Annotated in this window: 24 protein-coding genes and 1 riboswitch; of the genes, 11 read left to right on the forward strand and 13 right to left on the reverse strand. The window is 62.9% G+C overall.

Translation table 11 applies throughout. The features are described from left to right. Positions 1-13: 13 nt before the first annotated feature. Positions 14-505 carry a DUF192 domain-containing protein gene (locus ACP146_RS09855; RefSeq protein WP_422366583.1) on the forward strand — a complete coding sequence of 164 codons (492 nt, stop codon included), beginning with the start codon at positions 14-16 and terminating at the stop codon, positions 503-505. 46 nt (positions 506-551) lie between these two features. Here the strand turns inward: ACP146_RS09855 and ACP146_RS09860 are convergent, their stop codons facing one another. The 4 genes from ACP146_RS09860 to ACP146_RS09875 form a co-directional block, all read right to left on the reverse strand. Then, positions 552-851, reverse strand: coding sequence for a hypothetical protein (locus ACP146_RS09860; RefSeq protein WP_422366584.1), 300 nt, complete (start codon positions 849-851; stop codon positions 552-554). 128 nt (positions 852-979) lie between these two features. Next, positions 980-1,657, reverse strand: coding sequence for a class I SAM-dependent methyltransferase (locus ACP146_RS09865; RefSeq protein WP_422366585.1), 678 nt, complete (start codon positions 1,655-1,657; stop codon positions 980-982). Positions 1,658-1,679: 22 nt separating this feature from the next. After that, positions 1,680-2,027 carry a DUF1491 family protein gene (locus ACP146_RS09870; protein WP_422366586.1) on the reverse strand — a complete coding sequence of 116 codons (348 nt, stop codon included), beginning with the start codon at positions 2,025-2,027 and terminating at the stop codon, positions 1,680-1,682. Between the two features lie 3 nt (positions 2,028-2,030). Then, a complete protein-coding gene (locus ACP146_RS09875; protein WP_422366587.1) occupies positions 2,031-3,617 on the reverse strand; it encodes a peptide chain release factor 3 in 1,587 nt (528 codons plus the stop codon). Positions 3,618-4,055: 438 nt separating this feature from the next. Here ACP146_RS09875 and ACP146_RS09880 point away from each other — a divergent pair, with 438 nt between their 5' ends. The 4 genes from ACP146_RS09880 to ACP146_RS09895 all read left to right on the forward strand — a co-directional run bounded on the left by ACP146_RS09880 (position 4,056) and on the right by ACP146_RS09895 (position 6,368). Continuing rightward, positions 4,056-4,274: a hypothetical protein gene (locus tag ACP146_RS09880; RefSeq protein ID WP_422366588.1), complete on the forward strand. Its 219-nt coding sequence runs from the start codon at positions 4,056-4,058 to the stop codon at positions 4,272-4,274. Positions 4,275-4,356: 82 nt separating this feature from the next. Then, positions 4,357-5,652, forward strand: a complete 1,296-nt coding sequence (locus ACP146_RS09885) for a deoxyguanosinetriphosphate triphosphohydrolase family protein (RefSeq protein WP_422366589.1) — start codon at positions 4,357-4,359, stop codon at positions 5,650-5,652. A 123-nt stretch (positions 5,653-5,775) separates the two neighbouring features. Beyond that, the gene (locus ACP146_RS09890) at positions 5,776-6,078 is read left to right on the forward strand and encodes a hypothetical protein (RefSeq protein WP_422366590.1); all 303 of its coding nucleotides are present in this window, start codon (positions 5,776-5,778) and stop codon (positions 6,076-6,078) included. An 11-nt stretch (positions 6,079-6,089) separates the two neighbouring features. Then, positions 6,090-6,368: a hypothetical protein gene (locus ACP146_RS09895; RefSeq protein ID WP_422366591.1), complete on the forward strand. Its 279-nt coding sequence runs from the start codon at positions 6,090-6,092 to the stop codon at positions 6,366-6,368. A 21-nt stretch (positions 6,369-6,389) separates the two neighbouring features. Here ACP146_RS09895 and ACP146_RS09900 read toward each other — a convergent pair whose 3' ends face one another. The 3 genes from ACP146_RS09900 to ACP146_RS09910 form a co-directional block, all read right to left on the reverse strand. Then, positions 6,390-6,896: a hypothetical protein gene (locus tag ACP146_RS09900; RefSeq protein WP_422366592.1), complete on the reverse strand. Its 507-nt coding sequence runs from the start codon at positions 6,894-6,896 to the stop codon at positions 6,390-6,392. Between the two features lie 84 nt (positions 6,897-6,980). After that, the gene (locus ACP146_RS09905; protein ID WP_422366593.1) at positions 6,981-7,706 is read right to left on the reverse strand and encodes a GNAT family N-acetyltransferase; all 726 of its coding nucleotides are present in this window, start codon (positions 7,704-7,706) and stop codon (positions 6,981-6,983) included. 94 nt (positions 7,707-7,800) lie between these two features. Next, complete coding sequence (locus tag ACP146_RS09910; RefSeq protein ID WP_422366594.1) at positions 7,801-8,697, reverse strand: LysR substrate-binding domain-containing protein; 897 nt, start codon at positions 8,695-8,697, stop codon at positions 7,801-7,803. Between the two features lie 195 nt (positions 8,698-8,892). Between ACP146_RS09910 and ACP146_RS09915 the strand changes: the two genes are divergently transcribed. Continuing rightward, a complete protein-coding gene (locus tag ACP146_RS09915; protein ID WP_422366595.1) occupies positions 8,893-9,291 on the forward strand; it encodes a RidA family protein in 399 nt (132 codons plus the stop codon). A 22-nt stretch (positions 9,292-9,313) separates the two neighbouring features. Here ACP146_RS09915 and ACP146_RS09920 read toward each other — a convergent pair whose 3' ends face one another. Beyond that, a complete protein-coding gene (locus ACP146_RS09920; RefSeq protein WP_422366596.1) occupies positions 9,314-9,886 on the reverse strand; it encodes a hypothetical protein in 573 nt (190 codons plus the stop codon). A 280-nt stretch (positions 9,887-10,166) separates the two neighbouring features. Then, a complete protein-coding gene (locus tag ACP146_RS09925) occupies positions 10,167-10,523 on the reverse strand; it encodes an NIPSNAP family protein (protein ID WP_422366597.1) in 357 nt (118 codons plus the stop codon). Positions 10,524-10,652: 129 nt separating this feature from the next. Continuing rightward, a riboswitch (TPP riboswitch) is annotated at positions 10,653-10,796 on the forward strand. A 54-nt stretch (positions 10,797-10,850) separates the two neighbouring features. Here ACP146_RS09925 and thiB point away from each other — a divergent pair. The 5 genes from thiB (at position 10,851) to mtgA (ending at position 17,486) form a co-directional block, all read left to right on the forward strand. Further along, positions 10,851-11,882: a thiamine ABC transporter substrate binding subunit gene (gene thiB / locus ACP146_RS09930; protein WP_422366598.1), complete on the forward strand. Its 1,032-nt coding sequence runs from the start codon at positions 10,851-10,853 to the stop codon at positions 11,880-11,882. 25 nt (positions 11,883-11,907) lie between these two features. After that, the gene (gene thiP, locus ACP146_RS09935) at positions 11,908-13,512 is read left to right on the forward strand and encodes a thiamine/thiamine pyrophosphate ABC transporter permease (RefSeq protein ID WP_422366599.1); all 1,605 of its coding nucleotides are present in this window, start codon (positions 11,908-11,910) and stop codon (positions 13,510-13,512) included. Further along, positions 13,505-14,227, forward strand: coding sequence for a thiamine ABC transporter ATP-binding protein (gene thiQ, locus ACP146_RS09940; protein ID WP_422366600.1), 723 nt, complete (start codon positions 13,505-13,507; stop codon positions 14,225-14,227). The genes thiP and thiQ overlap by 8 nt, the downstream gene beginning before the upstream one ends. Before the next feature lie 223 nt (positions 14,228-14,450). Continuing rightward, positions 14,451-16,763: a DUF2336 domain-containing protein gene (locus ACP146_RS09945; protein WP_422366601.1), complete on the forward strand. Its 2,313-nt coding sequence runs from the start codon at positions 14,451-14,453 to the stop codon at positions 16,761-16,763. Further along, positions 16,764-17,486: a monofunctional biosynthetic peptidoglycan transglycosylase gene (gene mtgA, locus ACP146_RS09950; RefSeq protein ID WP_422366602.1), complete on the forward strand. Its 723-nt coding sequence runs from the start codon at positions 16,764-16,766 to the stop codon at positions 17,484-17,486. Between the two features lie 3 nt (positions 17,487-17,489). Here the strand turns inward: mtgA and ACP146_RS09955 are convergent, their stop codons facing one another. Genes ACP146_RS09955 through ACP146_RS09970 form a run of 4 tightly spaced genes read right to left on the reverse strand, consistent with a single transcriptional unit; the run spans position 17,490 to position 21,647 of the window. Next, the gene (locus ACP146_RS09955; RefSeq protein ID WP_422366603.1) at positions 17,490-19,202 is read right to left on the reverse strand and encodes a S8 family serine peptidase; all 1,713 of its coding nucleotides are present in this window, start codon (positions 19,200-19,202) and stop codon (positions 17,490-17,492) included. A 3-nt stretch (positions 19,203-19,205) separates the two neighbouring features. After that, positions 19,206-19,838, reverse strand: a complete 633-nt coding sequence (locus ACP146_RS09960; RefSeq protein WP_422366604.1) for a hypothetical protein — start codon at positions 19,836-19,838, stop codon at positions 19,206-19,208. Next, positions 19,838-20,392: an RNA polymerase sigma factor gene (locus ACP146_RS09965; RefSeq protein WP_422366605.1), complete on the reverse strand. Its 555-nt coding sequence runs from the start codon at positions 20,390-20,392 to the stop codon at positions 19,838-19,840. The genes ACP146_RS09960 and ACP146_RS09965 overlap by 1 nt, the downstream gene beginning before the upstream one ends. A 43-nt stretch (positions 20,393-20,435) precedes the next feature. Continuing rightward, positions 20,436-21,647, reverse strand: coding sequence for a hypothetical protein (locus tag ACP146_RS09970; protein ID WP_422366606.1), 1,212 nt, complete (start codon positions 21,645-21,647; stop codon positions 20,436-20,438). Positions 21,648-21,704: the final 57 nt, after the last annotated feature.

Below are 21,704 nucleotides of genomic sequence, written 5' to 3' on the forward strand. Positions count from 1 at the left end.
AAAGCTTGGTGCCATGGAAAAGCTGAATAAGATCGCCGTTCTGGGCGCCTTGGTGCTGGCGTTGCTGGCGCCCCTGGGCGAGGGCCGGGCCCAGGCGCCGGACAGCCTCGTGAGCTTCGACAGGGACCAAATCACCATCGAGACCGCGGCGGGCGGCAGTCATGTTTTTGAAGTCGAATTGGCGATCACGCCTGAACAGCGCTCTCAAGGGCTGATGTTCAGGCATAGCATGCCGGCAGACGCGGGCATGTTGTTTCTTTTTGAGCGCTCTGAACAGCGCGCGATGTGGATGAAGAATACGCTTATCCCGCTGGATATGCTCTTCATCGACGAGGGCGGCGTCATTGTGCGCATCCATGCGCGCAGCGTGCCCTTTTCGTTGCAGGCCATCGCGTCCGGCCAGCCCGTAATCGCAGTTCTGGAGTTGAACGCCGGGACTTCGGCCCGTCTTTCCATCAAGCCCGGAGACCGGGTGCTTCATGGCGCGTTCGAATCAGGATCCTGAGTGCATCGACCTCATATCGGCAGGCCCAGTTTCCTGAAGTGCCAAGTTAGGCCTCCGGATCCGCAGCAATCTGCTCCATCGCGCGCCAGCCTTCACCGGCAGCCACGAGGCAGCTCATGCCCTGGGGAGTCGTCACAATGATGGACCAGGTCGTACCATTGCCGGTGCTGAGCACCTCGACCAGTCCGCCGTTGTGGGTGACGCCCAAAGCAACAGGGGCTTCTTTGTACTTCTGCTGCAGAACCTTCAGAACAGAGTCACGCTGATCACACTGAGGCTGCGCCGTCGCTGCGGTGGAGTTGCTAACGAGGGCGAGTCCGGCGCTGAGCGCTAAGATCTTCCACATAGTTGGCCTCATCTTTCATTGCACGTCAGCGAAACTCTTTCCGCCGATTCCACAATTTTTCCACGTGGCAATGAAGATGCGCTTAACTTTCACTTAAGCGATCGTTAACGCCAAAAGATAACTTTTGACTACGAATGATAGTCGGTTCGTTTGTGTGCGAGCATCAGGCCGTCGCCGATGGGAACCAGCGAACAGACGACTCGATCGTCCTCTTTGATTTTCTCGTTCAGTGCGCGAATCGCCAGAGTATCCGGGTCTTTTTTGCCGGGATCGATCACGCTGCCGCCCCAGAGCACATTGTCGACGGCGATCAGTCCACCGGGCCGAAGCAGCTTCAAGGCCCGTTCGTAGTAGTCATCGTAGTTGGATTTGTCGGCGTCGATGAAAGCGAAGTCGTAACTTTCTGCCTCGCCGGCGTTAAGCATTTCGTCCAGCGTTTCGACCGCCGGCCCGATTCGCGAATCGATCTTTCCGGCGACGCCCGCCTCGTCCCAATAGCGCCGGCCGATGGCCATGGTTTCCGCATCGACGTCGCAGGCGACCAAGCGGCCATCTGCGGGAAGGGCCCGGGCGACGGCCAAAGCCGAGTAGCCCGTGAAGGTGCCGATTTCGAGGCAGCGGCGCGCACCCATCAACTGCACCAGCAGGGCCATGAACTGTCCTTGCTCCGGGGCGATCTGCATCATCGAGCCGGGCAGGCCGGCGGTCTCCGCGCGCAGGCGGCGCATCACCTCGGGCTCGCGCAGGGAGGTGGCGAGCAGATAGTTGTACAGCGCGTCGCTGAGGTCGATGCTGCGGTTGGACATGGAGCGCTCCGGATGGCAGGGGTTAGAGCAGCTTGCCTTCAAAGGGGTGACGGCCCTCGCGGTCTTCGATCTCCAGGACCCAGACATCGGGATCGCGGCTCACGGCCCGCTCAATATAGGCATCGGCGGCGCTCTCTTCCACAAGCTCACCGCCCAGGGCGGGCATCCAGGCGAGTTCGCCCTCCAGGGTACGGGTCTGGCTGAGCACGCGGCAACCGGCCTCAAGCTGGTTGATCTTCAGGATCAGGGTGCCGCTATTCTTTTCGCCGCGATGGACGATCGTGGCCGGCATGCCCTCGGCAAAACAGCGCCTGAGATGCGCCTTGATCCAGAGTTCGGACGGCAGCCGTCCGTCCGGCTGCATATCCATTTCCTAGATCTGCTCCTTGGTCTTGAGGAAACGCAGGTCGGGATTGTCTTCCGCCGCGCGGTCGAGATGCCAGGCATTGCGCGCCAGGAACACCGGGGCGCCGGTATGGTCTTCGCCCATGGCGCCCTGGTTGCTGTCGATGAAGCGCTTCAGCTTTACCGCGTCGTCGCATTCGATCCAGCGGGCCGTGTGCAGGGCGGTCGGCTCGAAGTGCACCGGCACTTCGTATTCCGTGCGGATGCGGTCGGCCAGCACGTCGAACTGCAGCGGCCCGACGACGCCGACGATCCAGTCGGCGCCGATGGTCGGTTTGAAGACCCGTGCCGCGCCTTCTTCGGCCAACTGCTGCAGGGCGCGGCCCAGATGCTTGGCGCGCAGCGGATCGGCCGGGCGGACGGTCTGCAGGTATTCCGGCGCGAAGGAGGGGATGCCGGTGAACTTCAGTTCCTCGCCCTCGGTCAGGGCATCGCCGATGCCAAGGTTGCCGTGGTTGGGAATGCCGATGATGTCGCCGGGCCAGGCCTCCTCCGCCAGCTCGCGGTCGCGGGCCAGGAACAGCACCGGGTTGTGGATGTTGAGGGTCTTGCCGCTGCGCGAATGGCGCAGCTTGGCGCCGCGCTTGAAATGGCCGGAGCAGAGCCGGAGAAAGGCGATGCGGTCGCGGTGATTGGGGTCCATGTTCGCCTGGATCTTGAAGACGAAGCCGCTGATCTTGTTTTCCGTCGGTTCCACCTCGCGGCCCACCGTCGGCTGCGGACGCGGGGCAGGGGCCATGTCGGCGACACCCTGCAGCAGTTCGCGGACTCCGAAATTATTCAGCGCCGAGCCGAAGTAGATCGGCGTCATGGTGCCGTCGAGATAAGCCTGCTGATCGAATTCCGGACAGAGCCCGCGCACCATCTCGACCTCTTCGCGGAGCTGGGCCACCGCGTCGGCGGGCAGCAGTTCGTCGAGCTTCGGGTCGTCGATGCCGGAACAGGCCTCGCCCTCCGCGCCCTTCTTGTCGCGGCTGCGCTCGACCAGTAGCAGGCGGTCGTGCAGCAGGTCGTAGCAGCCGAGGAAGGAGCGCCCCATGCCGATCGGCCAGGAGGCCGGGGTGACGTCCAGGGCGAGGCGCTGTTCGACTTCGTCGATCAGCTCGAAGGGGTCGCGGCTTTCGCGGTCCAGCTTGTTCACGAAGGTGATGATCGGCATGTCCCTGAGACGGCAGACCTCGAAGAGCTTCAGGGTCTGGGCCTCGATGCCCTTGGCGGCGTCGATCACCATCACGGCGGAGTCCACCGCCGTCAGGGTGCGGTAGGTATCTTCCGAAAAGTCTTCGTGGCCCGGCGTGTCGAGCAGGTTGAAGGTCTTGCCGGCGTAGTCGTAGGTCATGACCGAAGAGGCGACGGAGATGCCGCGCTCGCGCTCCACCTTCATCCAGTCCGAATGGGCGCGGCGCTGCTCGCCGCGCGCCTTCACGGCGCCGGCCATCTGGATCGCACCGCCGAACAGCAACAGCTTTTCCGTCAGCGTGGTCTTGCCCGCATCAGGGTGCGAAATGATCGCAAAGGTGCGCCGCTTGGCAACGGCCTCGGAAAGGTCGGTCATGCTCGAAATCTGTAAATCCCGGGAGCGGGCCCAATCGCCCGCGGGCTTGCCCGCGGGGCCGCAATGGCGCGCCTTATAGCCGGGCAGGGGGCAAATGTCGATCTGGAAGCCTGCTCCGGATCAAGCTGAGCGCAGAACCCTTAGCGATCCAAAATTCTGCGTTCTGGGCGTTGAAGTTCGTAAGGGCTAGCTAATTTTCAAAGACATCTAGGATCTCTGCCCATTGTAGGGCTCAGTGATCGCCATAAATGAATTTCACCCTTAAGAGTTGTATTGATTGGAGTGCCGTCTCGTGAGTTGGAAACAATTGTTTTAAAAATCATATGGTTATAAATCATACTGGTAGATTAACTTGACTTTTATCGTTGCACGCCGACGATAAGGTTTGATACCAAGTTTTAAAGTCTCGAGTCGCGATCTACGGCCAAGGAGGGCGAAATGGCGGGCTTAGCGGTTGCAGAAAAGCGCGAAGAAATGGTCGAGGCGGAAATTCTAAGCTATTTGCAACAGCATGACGAAACTGTGCCACCCTCAAACGTACTTCGTGACCTTCAAAAGGATATCTCCGAAAAGGAGATTATGCAGGCACTACGATTTTTGTTGCAGAGTGGTAGAGTTCGCATGGGACCACACATGAACCTCGAAGTGGTTGAATGATCTAAATGTTACACCGCAGCGACGGGTGCTGAACAATCGATTCAACCGACGTCATAGCATAGCTAGGGACGATCAAAGGAGTGTGTTTCAGCGCGATAGAGATCGTATTCTCTACTGCTCTGCGTTTCGTCGTCTTGCTGGCGTCACACAGATCGTTCGTGCTGGAGAGGCTGATGTATTTCACACACGCCTCACACACACGCTAAAAGTTGCACAGGTTGGACGCAGGCTTGCTGAGCGCCGTCTGGAGCAGCAGCCAGTCGAGTGCGATTTTTTTGGTGTCGACGCAGAAGTCGTTGAAGCTGCTTGCCTCGCGCACGATTTAGGTCACCCACCTTTCGGGCATCTGGGGGAACAGGTTCTCAATGAACTGGTTCTCGCTGAAGCTGATTCGGAGCGAGAAGGAGACGAAGATGGATTCGAGGGCAACGCACAGTCGTTTCGTATTTTAACTAAGCTTTCTGTCCGTTTCGTAGCACGCGATGGCCACCCAATTGACGGCCTCGACCTTACCGGAGCTTCTTTGGCAGCTTGTCTGAAGTATCCGTGGGTTCGTGATCCGAAGGATTCGCGGCGCGCCAAAAAATGGGGTGTTTATAGTTCAGAACTCGACGACTTTGAATGGGCTCGCGCAGGTTGGGCTAGCGATAACAAAACGGCGGAAGCCGAGTTAATGGACTGGGCAGACGACATTGCCTACTCGGTACACGATCTGGAGGATTTTCACCGTTGTCGAGTGATCCCTTGGCACCAGATTTTCGGCAGTGAGGCTAAGGGGGCAGAGGAGATCGTTCAGCGGGCTTTCGGCGCTTGGAGCAAGGCTGCTAGCGGTAAACCTCCAAAAGATGCAGAAGGAAGGCTAAGAAAAGCGCACGGGCGTCTTGAAGAAGTTTTCTCACTCGTTCCGAAAGTGATTTCAACTCCATACGAAGGAAGTTGGGAACAGCGGCAACAACTTCGTTTGCTGACTTCCCAACTGATCGGTCGATACATTGATGGAATAACGTTGAAAACGCAGAGCGAATTTCGACCGAATGAATCATGCGTCCTTATTGATGAGACGCATGAGGAGGAAATCAGGATCCTCAAACAAATTACGCGGGATTATGTGCTGAATAATCCGGCCTTAGCAGCTCAGCAGAAAGGGCACGAACGCATTCTACGCGAGCTGTTTGATGACTTATATCTCGATACCAAGTCCGGCAACCCGAAATATTTCCCGGGCAGATTCAAATATTTGGTCGAAGACGAAAGCGTATCGACTGAGCGCGCAATTTCAGATTGCATTGCTAGCCTTACAGAAGCTGAAGCGATTGGACTTCATGGTCGTCTTCGTGGGTATGCTAGTGGGTCGGTGCTGGATCCAATTGTTCGCTAGCTATGTCACTTAGCTGTTTTGGTTTGCAGAAACTTCCCTTCCGGTAATTCCGTTTCATTTAATGCCGTTTTGTTGTTTAATTTGACAACAGAAGGTGGATAGAATGCCGGAAAGGAGCAGACCATGGCAGTCAGCAGGTTGCGGCCGGCCCCCCGGGCGCAGGGCGCCGATCCCACCGACCCGGATGTCGAGGCCTTGCGGGCGAGCGCGCGCATCGTGGCCCGGATGGAGGTGGCGGACGCGGTCACCGAGGCCCTCAACGCCTATGCCGGCAGCCTGCGCGATCTGCAGCAGGCGACCGGCCTGGACCCCGCTTTCGTCTCCAAGCTGGCCGGCGGCAAGGTGAACAAGCAGGGCGCGACCGTCGCCTCCCTGGCGCAGATCGCGCTGGCCATGAACAAGACCCTGAAGATCTCCATCGAATAGGCCCGCGGTCCTTGCAAGGCGACGGCATCCTGCCCTGGTTTAGCTTCCTCGCCGACATGATGCTGGCGGCCGCGGCGCTCTATGTGACGTCGCAGGCGCTGCGCGGCTGGTACCGCGAGCAGCAGGCCGAGAAGATGGTTGAGGGGCCGGAAAAGCAGGCCAAGATCAACGACGCCAAGACCTTTTATGCCCTGGCCAGTCTCTCCAAGGTCTGGGTCCTGCTGCTGATCCTCGGCGGCACCGCGATCAAGCTGGCCATCAATCTCTACAACGCGCCCTGGACGAACTGAGCGCGTCTTCGGGGCTTCGGTTCAGGAACCGCGCCGGCGCGCGATCAGCATCCAGGCGCAGACCAGGGTGCAAAACCCGAAGAGCGTGAGGCCGAGAATCTCGAAAACAAGATGCCCCTCGATGCTCAGGGCCAGGGCGCTGCTGACCGTCAGCAGCAGAGAGGCGACGAGCATGACCCAAAGCACGGCGGGGTGATGGCGCTTTGCCTGAGTCTCGTAACTTTCCCTGAAGGTCAGCTTTTCGGTCGTGACCTGCAGGCCCTTGGTCCACTTGCGGACCAGGAAGATGTAAGGAAGTACGACGATGGGGATGAGGATCAGCCCCTGCCATTTGAGCGCTACCCCGACCGCGATGGTAACGGCGATGAGCGCCATGGTGTAGCGGATGACGCCTTGCTTTATCTCGTGATGTCGTGTCTCCGTGTCGATCTCATATCCCTTGCCGAACTTGCCCCAGGGATAAAAGGCGGGTTTTCCGGACTTTGTATGTTTGAAACAACTGCTTGCCAGCGCATCGAAGTACCCCAAAACGACTCTCCACAACCCTTGGATTAGAATAATCTAACCAATTCCCGGAGATTGTCATGGGCGCAAAAGCCTTAGAAGTCCTGATTACAAGTTGTCTCTAATTTCTTTCAGCCCGCGTTTCTGCCGCCCGTCGCCGTCGAAGTTCGCCGGCGCCAGCCAGGCTTCGAAAGCGGCCTTGGCCTGCGGCCATTCCCGGTCGAGCAGGGAGTACCAGGCGGTGTCGCGGTTGCGGCCCTTGATCACCGCGGCCTGGCGGAAGACTCCCTCGAAGGTGAAGCCGAGACGTTCGGCGGCGCGGCAGGAGCCGGCGTTCAGCGCGTTGCACTTCCACTCATAGCGCCGGTAGCCCAATTCATCGAAGACCCGGGCCATCATCAGGTACATCGCCTCGGTGGCGATCGCGGTGCCCTGGAGGGCGGGGCTGTAGTTGATGTGGCCGACCTCGATGGAGCCTGCCGCCGGGGCGATGCGCAGATAGCTGGCGACACCGAGCGCTTTTCCGGCGGCCTGATCGACGATGGCATGGAACAGCGGATCATCGCTGAGGCAGGTCGCTTCCATCCACTTGCGAAAGGCCGCCGGATCGTCGAAGGGCCCGTAGGGCAGGTAGGTCCAGATGCGGTTTTCCCGGTCGGCGCCATAGGCGGCGAAGAGGTCGGCAGCATGGGTCTCAGGGCTCAGCGGTTCCACCCGGCAGAGACGGCCTGCCATTGCCGAGCGCGGCGGCGCGGGCGGCGGCATCCAGCCGGGCAGGGGATCGCCCAGAGGAGCATCGGTCGGTTGGTTCGGGTTCTCTCGCGCGTCCGGCATGGCGGTCTCTGTATCAGGGGCTGGGCGACCGCGCCTTCATGCAATCAAGCGGTCCGGCAGACAAGGGCCAGATCGGCAAACTGCAGGGAGCCACTTAGGCGTTGTCCCGAAATGGCGTGAGGCCGGCGCGCAGCCAATCCCGCAGCGCGGCAACCGCCGGCCGGACCTCATCGCCCGCCCGGCAGACGAAGTAGACGGCCCGCTCCAGAGGCAGTGTCACATCGCTGACCTGGACCAGCCGCCCGGCGGCAAGGTCGTCCGCGGCCAGCAGGCGCCGGACTAGGGCGACAGCCTGGCCGTCGAGGGCGGCGGCGATCAAGAGGCCGGTATCGCCGTAGCGGTCTCCCGGCAGCGTTTCGCCGCTGGCGCCGCCACCCGCTCTTTCCAGCCAAGGCTCCCAGCCCGGGTTGTAATCGTCATGGACCAGCGGCAGGGCTGTGAGCGCAGAAGGCTCGATCGGCAGTGGCCGATCACCGATCAACCCGGGTGCCGCCACCGCCACCAACTCTTCCCGCGCCAGCAAACTGGCATGGAGGCCCTTCCAGTCGCCCTTGCCGAAGCGCAAGGCAGCGTCCACCGTCTTATCGGTGAAGTCGACCGGGGCGTCGTTGGTGTCCAGCAGGATGGCGATCTCCGGATGGCGCGCCCTGAAGTCCGGCAGCCTGGGCAGCAGCCACTTCATCGCCAGGGAGGTGGTGAGGGAGAGGGTTACCGTTTGGTCGGTCTTGCGCCTTTCCAGCTCGGCGACGCCGTTTTCCAGCGCGGCAAAAGCTTCGCGGCTGGCGCGGAACAGCACTCGGCCGTCGTCGGTGAGCCCGGCACCCCTTGCCGTCCGGTGGAAGAGGGTGCTGCCGAGCTGTTCCTCCAAGCCCCGGATCTGACGGCTGACCGCGCCGTGGGTCACGGCCAGGGCGTCGGCGGCGCGGCTGAAACTGCTGTGCCTTGCCACCGCGTCGAAGGCCTGGATCGCCCGTAGCGAGGGAAGCCTCATCGCCTGTCTTTCTGTTACTTAAACTCACAGAAGGCGTGAGCTTATATCGTTTGCGCTACCCCGCAAGATATTATTTTTTATCGATAAATCTTGCGCGAGGGGTGCGCCAAGCCGGAAAGCCCTTCAGCCTGAAATCACATCAAAGACGGTAGACCGGGAGGCCCCCGAAGGCTCCGTCTATAGGAAGGATAAGTCATGCCACAACGTCACAACCCCCCTTCGATCCGCCCGGTGGGGAACGACTTCAAAGGGATCTACACCCATGCCGTGGCCCTTGAGGCGCCGCAGAAGCTGTTCTTCATTTCCGGTCAGATCGGTGTCGACCCGCAAGGGGTCACGCATGAGTCTTTCGAAGACCAATGCCATGAGGCCATGGCCAGCGTGGAGACGCTCCTCAGCACCGTCGATCTCTCGATGAACGATATGGTCCGTGTGGTCTACTATCTGACGAAGGCGGGAAACCTGCCGGCGCTGACGAAGATCCGCCAGGCCCGCTGGGGCGGCAATGAGGCCCCGGCGGTGACGACCCTGGTCATCGCCGCCCTGGCCCGCCCCGAGTATCTGGTAGAGATCGAGGTTACGGCGGGCCGCTAGATCGGCGAAACGGTCGGTCGGCCTAGCGGTACCGGTCCAGCAGCGCTGCCCAGCTTTCGGTGTCCATCGCAACGCGGGACATCCGTCCGGGCACCGTGTCGCGATGACTTGTGATACCGAACATTTCGTCCTGCACCTCGCCGACGCTTGGCGCGGTGGCTGCGTTGGGGTAGGTCTCGACCGTCAGGGCCGCGCCGTATTTCTTCTTGAGATTGGCGGTCATGTGCGTGGCGACGAAGTCGTTCAGCGCATCGCCGGTCAGGCCGAGCTCTCGGCCGACCTTATCGGCATCGCCCTGTCCGGGGACGATTCGGGCACTACTGTCGGCGTTTTTGGTTGTCGACCAGCCATTGGTTTGGTGCAACGCGACGACCTCGCCGTTGACCCGATACACGGTATGCACCGGGACAGCGCGCTGCTTTGCGATCTGTGCGGCCCTCTCGGTTGCCGAAAGCTCCTCTGGGCGCGTCTGCAGGGCACGCTGCATCATCTCCCAGCGTTCGGGGTCGGTCTCCTTCAGGTCATTAAGCCGATGAAGCTGCGGTTTGATCTCGCGTGCCTCGGCGAGAGGAATGCCACTTTGTATCGTTGTCATCTGATCCTCCGTTCATCGGGATCCCCCGGTGATCCGCGAAGAGTCACCGCTGCAACTTCAGCAAGAAGAATGCCAAGAAACATCAATTTTTTAGGCGCTTTGACTCCCTTTGAAACCCTTAGATTGAGCCTGCAAGAGGTGTGAGCGCCGAGGTCAGTAAGTTGAAAATAGGCGGCACTAATTGCCGCCATGGAAGGCTTTGCCTAGCTTTGGCCGCTGATTCAGGGCGACTTCCGCCCTGGTCTCCCATGCCGCCGGATACAAGATCCTTACCGCTCGGCTAGACGGAATCCGCATGGGGAGCGGAGGCGATGCGCAGAAACATCCGGTCCTCGTGGCGGATAAAGCGTTCCTCTCGGGCAAAGCGATAGTTTTCTCGCCCCAAGGGGTCGGCGGCCAGACGGGCGCGGTAGGCTTCGTAGTCCGCCAGGCTGGCAACGTTGTAGAGACCGTAGGCGGTGGTCGCCGAACCCTCGTGCGGCGCGTAGTAGCCGATGAGGTCAGCGCCGCAGCGCGGTATCGCTTGGCCCCAATTGCGCGCGTAGATCTCGAAGAGCTCCTTCTTGAAGGGGTCGATTTCGTAGCGGATGAAACAGGTGATCATGGCACGGTGCTCCGGGTTGCTTGTCGCTGCCATAAAGCACGGATCGTCTGCTCCAAGATTCGCCTGATATCGAAGTGTGCCCGCGGGACCTTGGCCCTTCCTCCGGCTCTTCTCCGTCCTTTCCGGGGCCTTGCCAAGGCCGGGGGCGGGGCCTAGTCTGGCGCTGTCTCAACGGGGTGCCCAAGCGGTCTGACCACAGTGGTCTGATGACTCTGGGCTGAGAGATCGGGGCGGTGCTGCCGCCCGGTCAACCCGATGAACCTGACCCGGGTAATGCCGGCGGAGGGATTTGAGCGGAAGGCCTCTTCGGAAAAGACCCACCTCAAAGCCAGCCGCCCCATAGCGCTATGGAGCGATGTTATGCGAATTCCCAGTTTCCTGGCGGCCCTCGGCCTTGCCGCCGTCATAACGGCCGGCCTTTCCGGCGCCCCCGACGTTCTTGAGGCGGCCGAGGCAAAGAAGCGCCTGACCGTCTACACCTACGACTCCTTCACCTCCGACTGGGGTCCTGGCCCCCAAATCAAGGAAGCTTTCGAAGCCGACTGCAATTGCCTACTGGATTTCGTGGCCGTCGACTCTTCGGTGGGCGTGCTCAGCCGACTGCGCCTGGAAGGGGCGTCGAGCAAGGCCGATGTCGTCCTGGGGCTCGATCTCAACCTGATGGCCGAGGCCAAAGAGACCGGACTTTTCGCCGAGCACGGCTTGGCGGCGGAGGGTTTTGTGCTGCCGGTCGCCTGGCACGATGAGACTTTTCTGCCCTTCGATTACGGCTATTTTTCCTTCGTCTACGATACCGAGAGCCTGACCGCACCTCCGCAGAGCCTGAAGGAACTGGTGGAGGCGCCGGACGATCTGAAGATCATCGTGCAGGACCCGCGCACCTCGACGCCCGGGCTTGGCCTGATGCTCTGGGTCCGCGCCGTTTATGGCGACAAGGCGCCCGAGGCCTGGGCCAAGCTGGCGCGCAAAACGGTGACCACCACCAAGGGCTGGAGCGAGGCCTACGGCCTGTTCCTGGAGGGTGAGGCGCCGCTGGTGCTGAGCTACACCACCTCGCCGGCCTATCACATGATTGCCGAGGACTCCGCACGCTATCAGGCCGCTGCTTTCGAGGAAGGCCACTACATGCAGGTCGAGATCGCCGGCATCCCGAAGTCGGCGCCGGAGCCGGAACTGGCCCGGCAGTTTCTCGCCTTCATGGTCAGCCCGGCCTTTCAATCGGCAATTCCGACCGGGCAATGGATGTATCCGGTGATCAATCTGCCTGAGGGCCTGCCGCGCGAATACGGCAAGCTGGACTACCCGTCGCGCCCCCTGCTGATCCCTTCGCAGGAAGTGGCTGAAAACCGCAAGGCCTGGATAGAGGAATGGCTACAGGCCGTCAGTCGGTAGCGGCCGACACCGGCTGATCGCGACCATGCCCTGGTGGCTTCCAGCGAGTCTCTCGCTCAGCGTTGTTGGGCTCCTCGTCGGCGGAGCGCTGCTGGCCCTGGGGCTGACCGCCGGCGGACTGGCGCTGGCCGACAACCTGGGACAGCCCTATCTCTGGCGCGTGGTCTGGTTCACACTCTGGCAGGCGGCGCTTTCCACCCTGTTGTCGGTGGCCTTTGCAATCCCCCTCGCCAGGGCCCTGTCAAGGCGCCGCTTTCCGGGCCGTGGTTTGCTGCTCCGCATTTTCAGCCTCTCCTTGGTGGTGCCGGTCATCGTCGCCATCTTCGGCATCGTCGCCGTGCATGGCCGCCGGGGCTGGGTCAACGAGGCCCTGGAAGCCTTTGGCTTTTCCGGCGTTCATTACCTCTACGGCTTGGGTGGCATCCTGATCGGCCACTGCTTTCTCAACATGCCCTTTGTCGCCCGGATACTGCTCCAGGCCCTGGATACGGTGCCGCCGGAAAGCTGGCGCGTCGCCAGCCAATACGGTCTGCGGTCGCGGGATCTCTTCCGATTGATCGAGTGGCCTGCCATGCGCACGGTTCTGCCCGGTGTGGCCGGTCTCGTCTTCATGCTTTGCTTTACCTCCTTCGCCGTGGTGCTGACTCTGGGCGGCGGTCCCAAGGCGACGACCCTCGAGGTCGCGGTCTATCAGGCCCTGCGCTTCGACTTCGACCTCGGGCGCGCGGTGACCCTGGCGTTGGTGCAGCTTGTCTGCTGCGGCGGCATTGTTCTGGCGGTGTTGCACCTCTCGCTGCCCGGTAACCTCTCGCTGACCGAAGGGCGCGCTTATCCACGGCCGGACCGCGCCGGCTGGCCGGGTCGGCTGGCGGACAGCGCGATGATCGGCGGCGCCATGGTCTTCGTGCTCCTGCCGCTGGCTGCGGTGGTTCTGGCGGGCTTCAATGCCAAGGCGGCAAGCGTACTCACTGATCCGGCCCTCTGGCGTGCGCTCGGCCAGTCGCTGACCATCGCCATGGCCTCGGCGGTCCTGGCTTTGCTATTGGGGGCTGCCTTGCTGATCAGCAGCCGCAGCCTGCGTCACCGCCTGTTGCGCCCGGCGGCGGCCAATCGGCTGGAGCTCTCGGCCTCGCTGATCCTTGTTGTGCCGCCCTTCGTATTGGCCACCGGGCTCTTCGTCATGCTGCGGCACGTCACCGATGTCTTTGCGCTCGCCATGCCGCTGGTGATCCTCGTGAATGCGCTGATGGCGCTGCCCTTTGTGGTGCGCTTTCTCGGCGGGCCGATGATGGCCGAGGCGCAGAAGCACGACCGTCTTTGCCAGAGTCTTGGCCTTGCCGGCTGGAACCGTCTGCGGCTGATCGAATGGCCGAGTCTGCGCCGCCCCATCGCCCTGGCGCTGGCGGTGGCGGCGACCCTGTCGCTGGGAGACCTCGGGGTCATCGCGCTCTTCGGCAGCCAGGATTTTGCCACCTTGCCGCTGTTGCTCTATCAGGCGATGGGCGGTTTTCGCATGGCTGAAGCGGCGGTGATCGCAGCGGTTCTTTCGTTGCTCTGCCTGCTGCTTTTCCTTTCCATCGAATACGGCCTGGGGCGGATGCGTTTCCGCAGGCGGGTACGCCATGCTTGAGGTCGCGGGCCTGACTTTCCACTACGAAGACATGACCATGGTCTTCGATCTCAAGGTCGCCAGAGGCGAGTGCCTGGCTTTGCTGGGGCCCAGCGGCGCCGGGAAGTCGACCTTGCTGAGCCTGATCGCCGGCTTCGAGACGCCCAGCAGCGGGCGGGTGGAAATCGAGGGCCGCGACGTGACAAACCTCAGCCCGGCCGAGCGCCCGGTCACCAGCCTGTTTCAGGAACACAATCTTTTCGCCCATCTGACGGTGACCGAGAACGTCGGGTTGGGCCTCGATCCCGGTCTGCATCTGGGGCCGGCCGAGCGTGCGGCCGTGGAGGAGGCGCTGCATCGCGTCGAACTGGCCGGCATGGGCGGGCGTCTGCCGGCACAGCTCTCCGGCGGGCAGCGTCAGAGGGTCGCCCTGGCCCGCAGTCTGGTGCGGCAAAAACCCCTGCTGCTGCTCGACGAACCTTTCTCGGCGCTCGACCCGGGGCTGCGTGGGGGCATGCTGGATTTGGTGGACCAATTGCGCCGGGAGCGCGGCCTGACTGTCGTTATCGTCAGCCACAATCCGCAGGATGCCCAGCACATAGCGGCGCGGACCGCTTTTCTTTATGAGGGGCGTGTCGTTGCCCAGGGGGAAACACAGGCTGTGCTGAGCGCCGGTGAGCCGGCGGCACTGCGCGCCTTCCTGGGCAACGCGCCGCGGCAGGTGGGCGAGGGCTAATCCGCATTCCCGCCACCCCGGTACTACCGGATGCGCCGGAAATACTCTAATTTGCCACGAACGTGGCGGCCCGCCCCGTCGGGAGTACCGGCGCCGACCGGGTTGAACACAGCAATGAGCGACAAATCGCCGTCAGAGGATGGCTTAGCAAGGTGCAATGGGGTCGGCGCAGACAGACTGCAATCTAAGGGCCGTTGACGCAACGTCCGCGCGAAGCATTCGCTTGCTGCGGGGCTTTGCCTTGGTCTGCCTGTTGATCTTTGCCGCGCCTGCCGGCCTCACCGCCCAAAACGCCGCCGCCCAAAACGCTGCCACCCAGGATGGCGCCGGTTCCGGCATTCTGAGCGCCGATGATCTGCGAGGGGCGATAGACGAACTCCGGCAACTCGCGGCATTTTACGGCGAGATCGCCGGGCGCGACAGCAACGGCTTCGCCGCGTCGCGGTGGACTGACCTCCAGTCCTCCTATGCCGCCATGGCGGGCCAGTTGACCGATCTGCTCGGCAGCGGCCGTCTGGGTATCGTCGACCTGCCGGAGGGATCGCTTCGGATTTCCCAAGGGGGTGACATCGAGATCGATGATCGGCTGGACGGGCGCTGGCTGCCGAGCCTGGTGCGCGCGCAGCGCCGGCAGGGCCGTCCCGAGGCACAGAACAGCGATGTCCTCTTGCCGGTTCTGATTCAGGCGCTTTCTCAGGTCAACGATGCCCGGAATTGGCCTTGGTTCGACGAGCATGTGCGGCGCGCCGGCACCCTGGGTCCGATTACCGAAGAGGGCGCGAGCCGGGCTGAACTGGCGCGCTACTTCTTTCTGAAAGACCGCTATCTCAGTCTTTCGATGCGCCGCATCGCCGAGGGCGACCCCGGGCTGCGCCATGACTGGGCGCGGCGGCAGATGCGCGCCTTTACGGAGGTGCGCGGTCTGCGGCGCGACTTTGCCACGCGTTTTGGTGCCGGGCCGGCCGAGACCCTGCGCGACGATTGGTCGAACTACGTGGCGCTCGTCGACGGATTTGCCGTTACCCGGGGCTGGCTGATGCTCGATCCGACCCTGCGGCTGACGCGGTTGCAGAGGACCCTTCCCGACGGCACGGTCGAACGGGCGGCGGAGGAGATTGTCGAGGCCCGCCAGACCTCGATCCTCAGTCCCCGGGCGGGGCAGCGGCCCGCCGGCCTGCCGGACCCGCAGCCGGCCGAGGCTCTGCCCTATCTTGACGAAACCGGGCCGAGCCTTTCCAGCCTTGTCCGGAGGGTCGAGACCCGGGCGGCACGTCAGGCCCTGCAGAACGACGTTGCGGCCAGTTTTCCGGTCCAGGCACTGTTGCTGAGGCCGGAGTTTGGCGCGGCCGGATATGGCGCCTCCGGCACGGCGGAGTTCCGGGCTTTCGCCGAGCGTCTGAAAACGGCGATGCGCCAACCCGACCCGGCGCTGGAACTTGCCAAGCGTGACCGGGCTCTCAATGCCGCAGAGCGGGAACTGGCGTTGGCGAATGCAAGGATCAACGCGCTTGAGCCGGTGGAGCGGGAGGTCAGCGCACTTCAAGAGCGTGTCCGCGTGTTGAATGAGGCCGAGCGGCAGGTCGAAGCCCTCAAGTCCCAAGTCGGTGAACTGGACGAAGCGCAGGAGCAGGTTGCGGCCCTCCAGGCCCAGGTCGACGAACTGGGTGCGGCCTTGAACGCCCGCGACGGAGAAGCCGGCGCCCTGCAGGAACAATTGGCCGAGGCACGCAGCAGGTTGGAAACGGCATCGGAGTCTACAATCGTTCCGGCCGTTTCGCGGATTGAAGAGCGGCAGCTCTACATGATGGCGGCGATCGCCGTGATGTTCGTGCTGACGCTGCTGCTCTGGGCCCGGCGCCGGGAGCGTCCGGTTGCCGTTTACCAGCCGCCGTCGGACCCGGCGCGCATCGCGCCAGCGCCAGCGCGCCTCCCGCCGCCGCCGGGACGCAGCGCCCTGAACAATCCTCCTCCTGACGTGATCGATGTGCCGCCTCTTGAAGAAACGCGACCCTTGGACGAAACGGCGGATGTTGAATCCGAGACGGCCTGCCGCAACGACGCGGCAGCAACCCAGCAAGAAACGGTCAACGGCATCGCCCACACGGAGATCTCGGCGGCGGACGTGCGTGAGGTCGCAAGCGCCGATAACGCTGCGGTCCTCGGCGACGAGAAGTCGGCAGCCGGTCACCCCATCGTCAAGGCGTTGCGCAAAGGCAACTTGCCGCTCTTCGAATTGCTGTTCAGCGAGTTAACCGATTTGCGCAGTCCCCAGTTGCAGCGCATCGTTTACGGCGGTCGCGGGGAAGACCTTGCCATCGTTTGCCGCGCCGTCGAGGTCGACAAGCTGCTGTTCGGTGCCATCTTTCTGCTGACCGATCACCTGCGCGGCGGCGATGCAGACAACGATCCGAACCGCGTTGCAGAGATCCTGGCTTTGTACGACCGCACGGCGCCGTCAACGGCCCGTAAGGCTTTGCTAAAGTGGCAGCGCAACTGGGGCGCCGGTCCGCTACCAACCTCTTCGCATGCCGACTGAATGGTACGCAGCAAGAAAAAGGCCGGGCAAAGACCGGTGACCCGGCGGCTGATCCAAAGGGCGCGGCGCTGGCTGCTGTGGGGGCTTGCCATCATCGTCTGCCTGCCGCTGGTTTTGACTCTGGCCTACCGTTTCCTGCCGCCGCCGATCACGCCGCTGATGGTGATCCGGGTCATGGAGGGAAAAGGGCTGGAAAAGGACTGGGTTCGCTGGCCCGAAATCAGTCCCAACCTGCGCCGCGCCGCGGTTGCCGCCGAGGACAACCTGTTTTGCGAACACAGGGGTTTCGACTGGGGGTCCCTGGAGGTGGCCGTCAGATCCTATGCGGACGGTAAGCGGGCAGGCGGGGGCAGCACGATCTCCATGCAGACGGCCAAGAATCTCTTTCTCTGGCCCAAGCGAAGCGTGGTCCGCAAGGTGTTGGAAGTACCGCTCACGGCCACTCTTGAACTGCTCTGGCCGAAGCAGCGGATCATGGAGGTCTATCTCAACATTGCGGAGTGGGGGCCGGGGGTCTATGGCGCCGAGGCGGCCGCGCAGGCCCACTTCGGCGTCAGCGCTGACAAGCTCAGCCTGCGTCAGGCCTCCCAGCTTGCCGCGGTGCTGCCGAATCCGTTGAACTGGAGTGCCGGAAAACCCGGCAACCATGTGACCAGCCGCGCCGCCACGATCCGTAAGCGTATCCGGCAGCTCGGCCCGATGCTCGACTGCGTTACGGAATAGGACTTAACAACCGGCGGCCGGCTGCAGCAACCCCCAGCCGAAAGTGCTGTCGCGCCCGGGTGTGCCCAGATCGCGCGCCTGTTCCGCCAGGCGGCTTTGCAGGGCCTGCGGAGCAATGTCGGGTTCCAACGCCAGCACCACCGCAGCCGACGCCGCTACGAAGGGGGCGGCGAAGGAAGTGCCGCTGCTGTAGCGTCCGCCCTTTCCACTGCGTGCCGACCAGACGTCTACGCCCGGCGCAGCGAGATCGATGTAGTCGCCGCGGTTGGCCAGGCTATAGGGCTGAAGGGCGGCATCAACGGCGGTGACGGCCAGCACGGATTCGTAGCCCGCCGGGAAAACCGGCGCCGCGTTTGGCCCTTCATTGCCGGCGGCGGCGACCAGGATCATCCCACTATCCCGGGCGCGCTCCACGGTGAGGCGCATCACCTGGTTGCCGGAGCCCGAAAGGCTGAGATTGACGATACGCACGCCTTCCTGGCCCAGCCAGTCGACGGCGCGGGCTATGGCGTCGGTGGTGCCGACCACGCGATTGTTCTCGCGCAAACCAAAAATCGCCGCCGCGTAAAGGCGGGCGGAGGGGATCAACCCTTTGGCGCTGGAGGCGGGGTCGCCGACAATCAGGGAGGCGACGGCGGTACCGTGGTCCGGCGGTGCTGGTTTCAGCCCCGAGGTCAGGAAGTTGCGCGACATCAGGTTACGATCGCGCAGCGCCGGGTGACTGCGATCCACCGCCGTGTCGATCAGACCGACATCGACTTCGAGCCGGCAGTCCGATGAGAGCTCCGGCCAACCGATCAGAGCCTTGGCGTAACGCCGCGGCTCTGCCGCGGCTTGCAGATGGCGCTGCGGTTTTGCCGAGGCCTGGGGCCCATAGAGCGTATTGGCATCGAAGAGCGTTGCCGGAAACGCCTGGCGCAGGGTGCCGAGGGCGGAGGGCACGTCCTGGCCGCTTGGCAGCCCCAGGCGCATCAAAGAAAAGCCGAGCACCGGCAGTTCCTGCAGCGAGCGGATGGCATAGCCCTGGCCCGTCAGTTGCTGTGCCAGTGCGGTGGCTTCGTTAAGAGAACCGGTGATCGCCAGGATCTCGTCGTCTTCCTGGTCGGGCAGTGCATCGCCGCTTGCGGGGGGCGGGGCGGGCAATCCGGCCGGCGGTGTTTGTGGCGGGGTCCCCGGCGTGGCGACGCTCGGACGCTCCGGCGGCGTGCTTCCCGGTGTGTTCCTGGGGGGAACCCTGCGCGGCGGCTCCGACGACGGCCTGCGGTCCGGTCCCGCCGGCTGGCCGCGATCCGGATTAATCGGGTTGCCGGAGGCATCGACCTGCGGCCTTTCGTCTGCGCAGATCTGCAAGGGGCGGCGTTGAGCCGAAGTCCACTTGCCGCTTCTCTTCTCTTCGATGCCCAGCTGATACCAGTTGCCGGGCACGAGATTGCTGGCGCGCGGTACGGTGGCGAGAATGCTGCGGTCCGTCCATCGGGTGATCGGCAGTTCGACGCGGGCGTAGGAGTCTTTCAGGATGAGCGATTTGCCGCCGGCGCGGCCGAAGTTGCTGCCCTTCACGGAAATGCGGTCCCCGGGTTCCACACAACCCATGACACCGACACCCAGGATGCGCGGCGGGTTTTGCGGAGCACTGGTAGAGGTTTGCGCCGAGGCCACAGCCGCCAGGCAAAGAGAGGCTGCGACAAGGCCCGCAATCTGCAGCGGCCGGAACACGGCTTAGTTCCTCTCTGCGAAAGTCACCACATCGCCGCGCGCCTGCAACTTGGTCAGGGCGGCGTCTATCTGAGCGTCGCTCGTGTCGGCGCCCAGCAGACGCAGGCCGTAGACGCCGATTGCGGTCGGTCCGCTGGCGATGGAGGTACCGGCGGACTGCAGCACTTCGCGAATGTCCTGTTCGGTCGCCGTCGGGGCGAAAGTGACCTGCAGCACAGGGGGGGCGTAAGCGATCTCGCCGCCGGCCGTACCGACCTCGTCGCCCGCATCTTTCGTCAGGTCCACCATGAACCCGGCCTGAATGACGACCGCAAGACAGGCGGCAACCGCCAGGGGGCGCCACCACGAAGCGATGGTCACCACTGTGCCGCTTTCCGCCGGGGCCGCATCCTGCTTCTCGCTGAGGGAGATCTCGCGCCTCAACCGCTTGAGGCCAAGTTCGCCCGGGCTGTTTTCGATGGCCTCTTCTTTCACCTGTCCGCGCAGCGCCGAGAGCAGCTCGACCTCGTCACGCGCATGGGGATTATCTTCCAGGTAGGCCTCGATGGCTTTCGTCTCCTCGGCGCTCAGGCTGCCGTTGACGTACCAGGGGAGGAGCAGGTCCAGGTCCTCGTCTTTTTTGCCGTTTTCAACCATCACAACAGTCCCATCTCTTTGAGCCCCGCAAGACACTTCATAAGCGCCTTTTTCGCGTGAAACATTCTTGTCTTCACCGTTCCCTCCGGGCAGCCCACGATAGAGGCTATTTCGCCGTAGGGGAGGTCTTCGAAGAACGCCAGATGAACCACACTGCGATGCGCTTCAGAGAGCTGGTCGACACAGGTTCGAACCTGCTCTGCATTCTGGGCTGCCGAGAGTGTCTCCGCCGGGTTGGGAGTCTCGTCCTCTGCGAGCTCCGGGTCCAGTTCCACACTCTCGCCTGGTTTGCGCCGACGGATCCGGTCGATTGCCTTATGGTGAGCGATACCCAATACCCAAGTACTCACCGCTGATCTACCTTCAAACCGCCCGGCACTGCGCCAGACTTCGAACATAACCTCATTGAGTACGTCGGCGGCATCAAAGGAATCGTTCAATTTAGACCGAATAAATCGGTAAACGCGTCCTTCATACTGGCGGTAGAATTCGTCCAGGGCACTTTGGTCGCCATTTGCCATGCGGCTCAGCAACTCTTGATCTTCCTGTGCCAAAAATAGCTCCCACACTAAAATGGCGACCCGGGCCCAGGGACGCCTAGGGTTTAAAGATCTCCCTTACGGAACTGGACCCGATGACAGCGCCATTAGCATCAATCGCGCTGACCTTCCAGAAGTAGCTCCTGCCTGCGGGCAGGTGGTCGACGGAGAAGTCCGCAAGGCTTGTTTGGGTTCTGTCGCCCGGCACGAAGCTGCCGGCCAGGGCAGCCTGTCCTTTGACGGCATCGGTCTCTGGACCGGGGTCGAGCGGCAGGTTTGCCTGCACGGCATTGGGGTCGGCGGGTTTACGCGGACCGGCAGGGGTGGCGAAGATCTCGAGGTGATAGGTCTTGGCAGCGGCCATTGCCGACCAGGCAAACACCGTTTCGTCGGTCAGCGAAGCGCCGGGACGCGGGCCGGAAACGAGGATCTCCTGCAGCGGCTGCTGGCCGGCGGCAAGGCTGCGCGGCGTCACATAGTACTGCAGCGTCTGGTCCTCGACGCGCAGTTCGGGGCTCGTGACAAGGAAGCGCACCAGGTTCGATCCTTCGACGCTGGTCGGCAGACGGGGACTGGTGATGATCGTCCGGCCGCCACCGCCGACGCCCTGACGAACTTCGTAGAGCGTGCGAAAGACCGGTGTGCCGGCCGTGGTGAAACCTTCGGCGATCTGCCACTTGCCGGACAACAGGCCGGCGCCTGTGGTGTTGATTTCGGCAACCGCCCGCAGACTGCTGTTGCGGGGCAGGACGCGGGTGCGCACGTCATCGCCAAAGCTCAGCGAGAGGCGTTGGACCGTGAACCCTTCAGAGCCTGGACCTGCCGGTACGACGATCAATTCGCCGTCTTCGCTGCCTGAATCCGCGATGTCGTCGAAGACCCGCCGCACGATGATGGGGCTTTCCTGTTTGATGGCGCGGTAGATCACGGAGCGGGGAATTCTCAAGGTTTCCCTGAATTCCAGGATTTCAGCGCTCGTTTCGCCTGCCGAGCTTTGCTCGAGGCGGCGTGAAATCGTTCCTGCCGCAGCGCCATTGATGAAGAGCTGGGCATTCGCCGAGGCGATGACACCCGGGACGGGCAGACTGACCAGGCTGCGGTTGACGCGCCAGGTGACGGCGACAGAACCGGCGCCCGTGGCCGCGACCTGCGCCTTGACCGGCGATGGCGTAACGCTGCCGACCGAGGCCTGAGCCGTTGCGAAGGGCAACGCCAGGGCCGCCATAAGGGCGGTGGTTGCGAGTGTGAGGCGGGTTGCTTGGGCGCCCATGATTCTGTTCCTTGCCTTGGATTCCTGTTGATCGATCCGGGCCTGATAACCAGGAAC

This window comes from Pelagibius sp. (assembly GCF_965249265.1).
Lineage (GTDB): Bacteria > Pseudomonadota > Alphaproteobacteria > Kiloniellales > Kiloniellaceae > Pelagibius.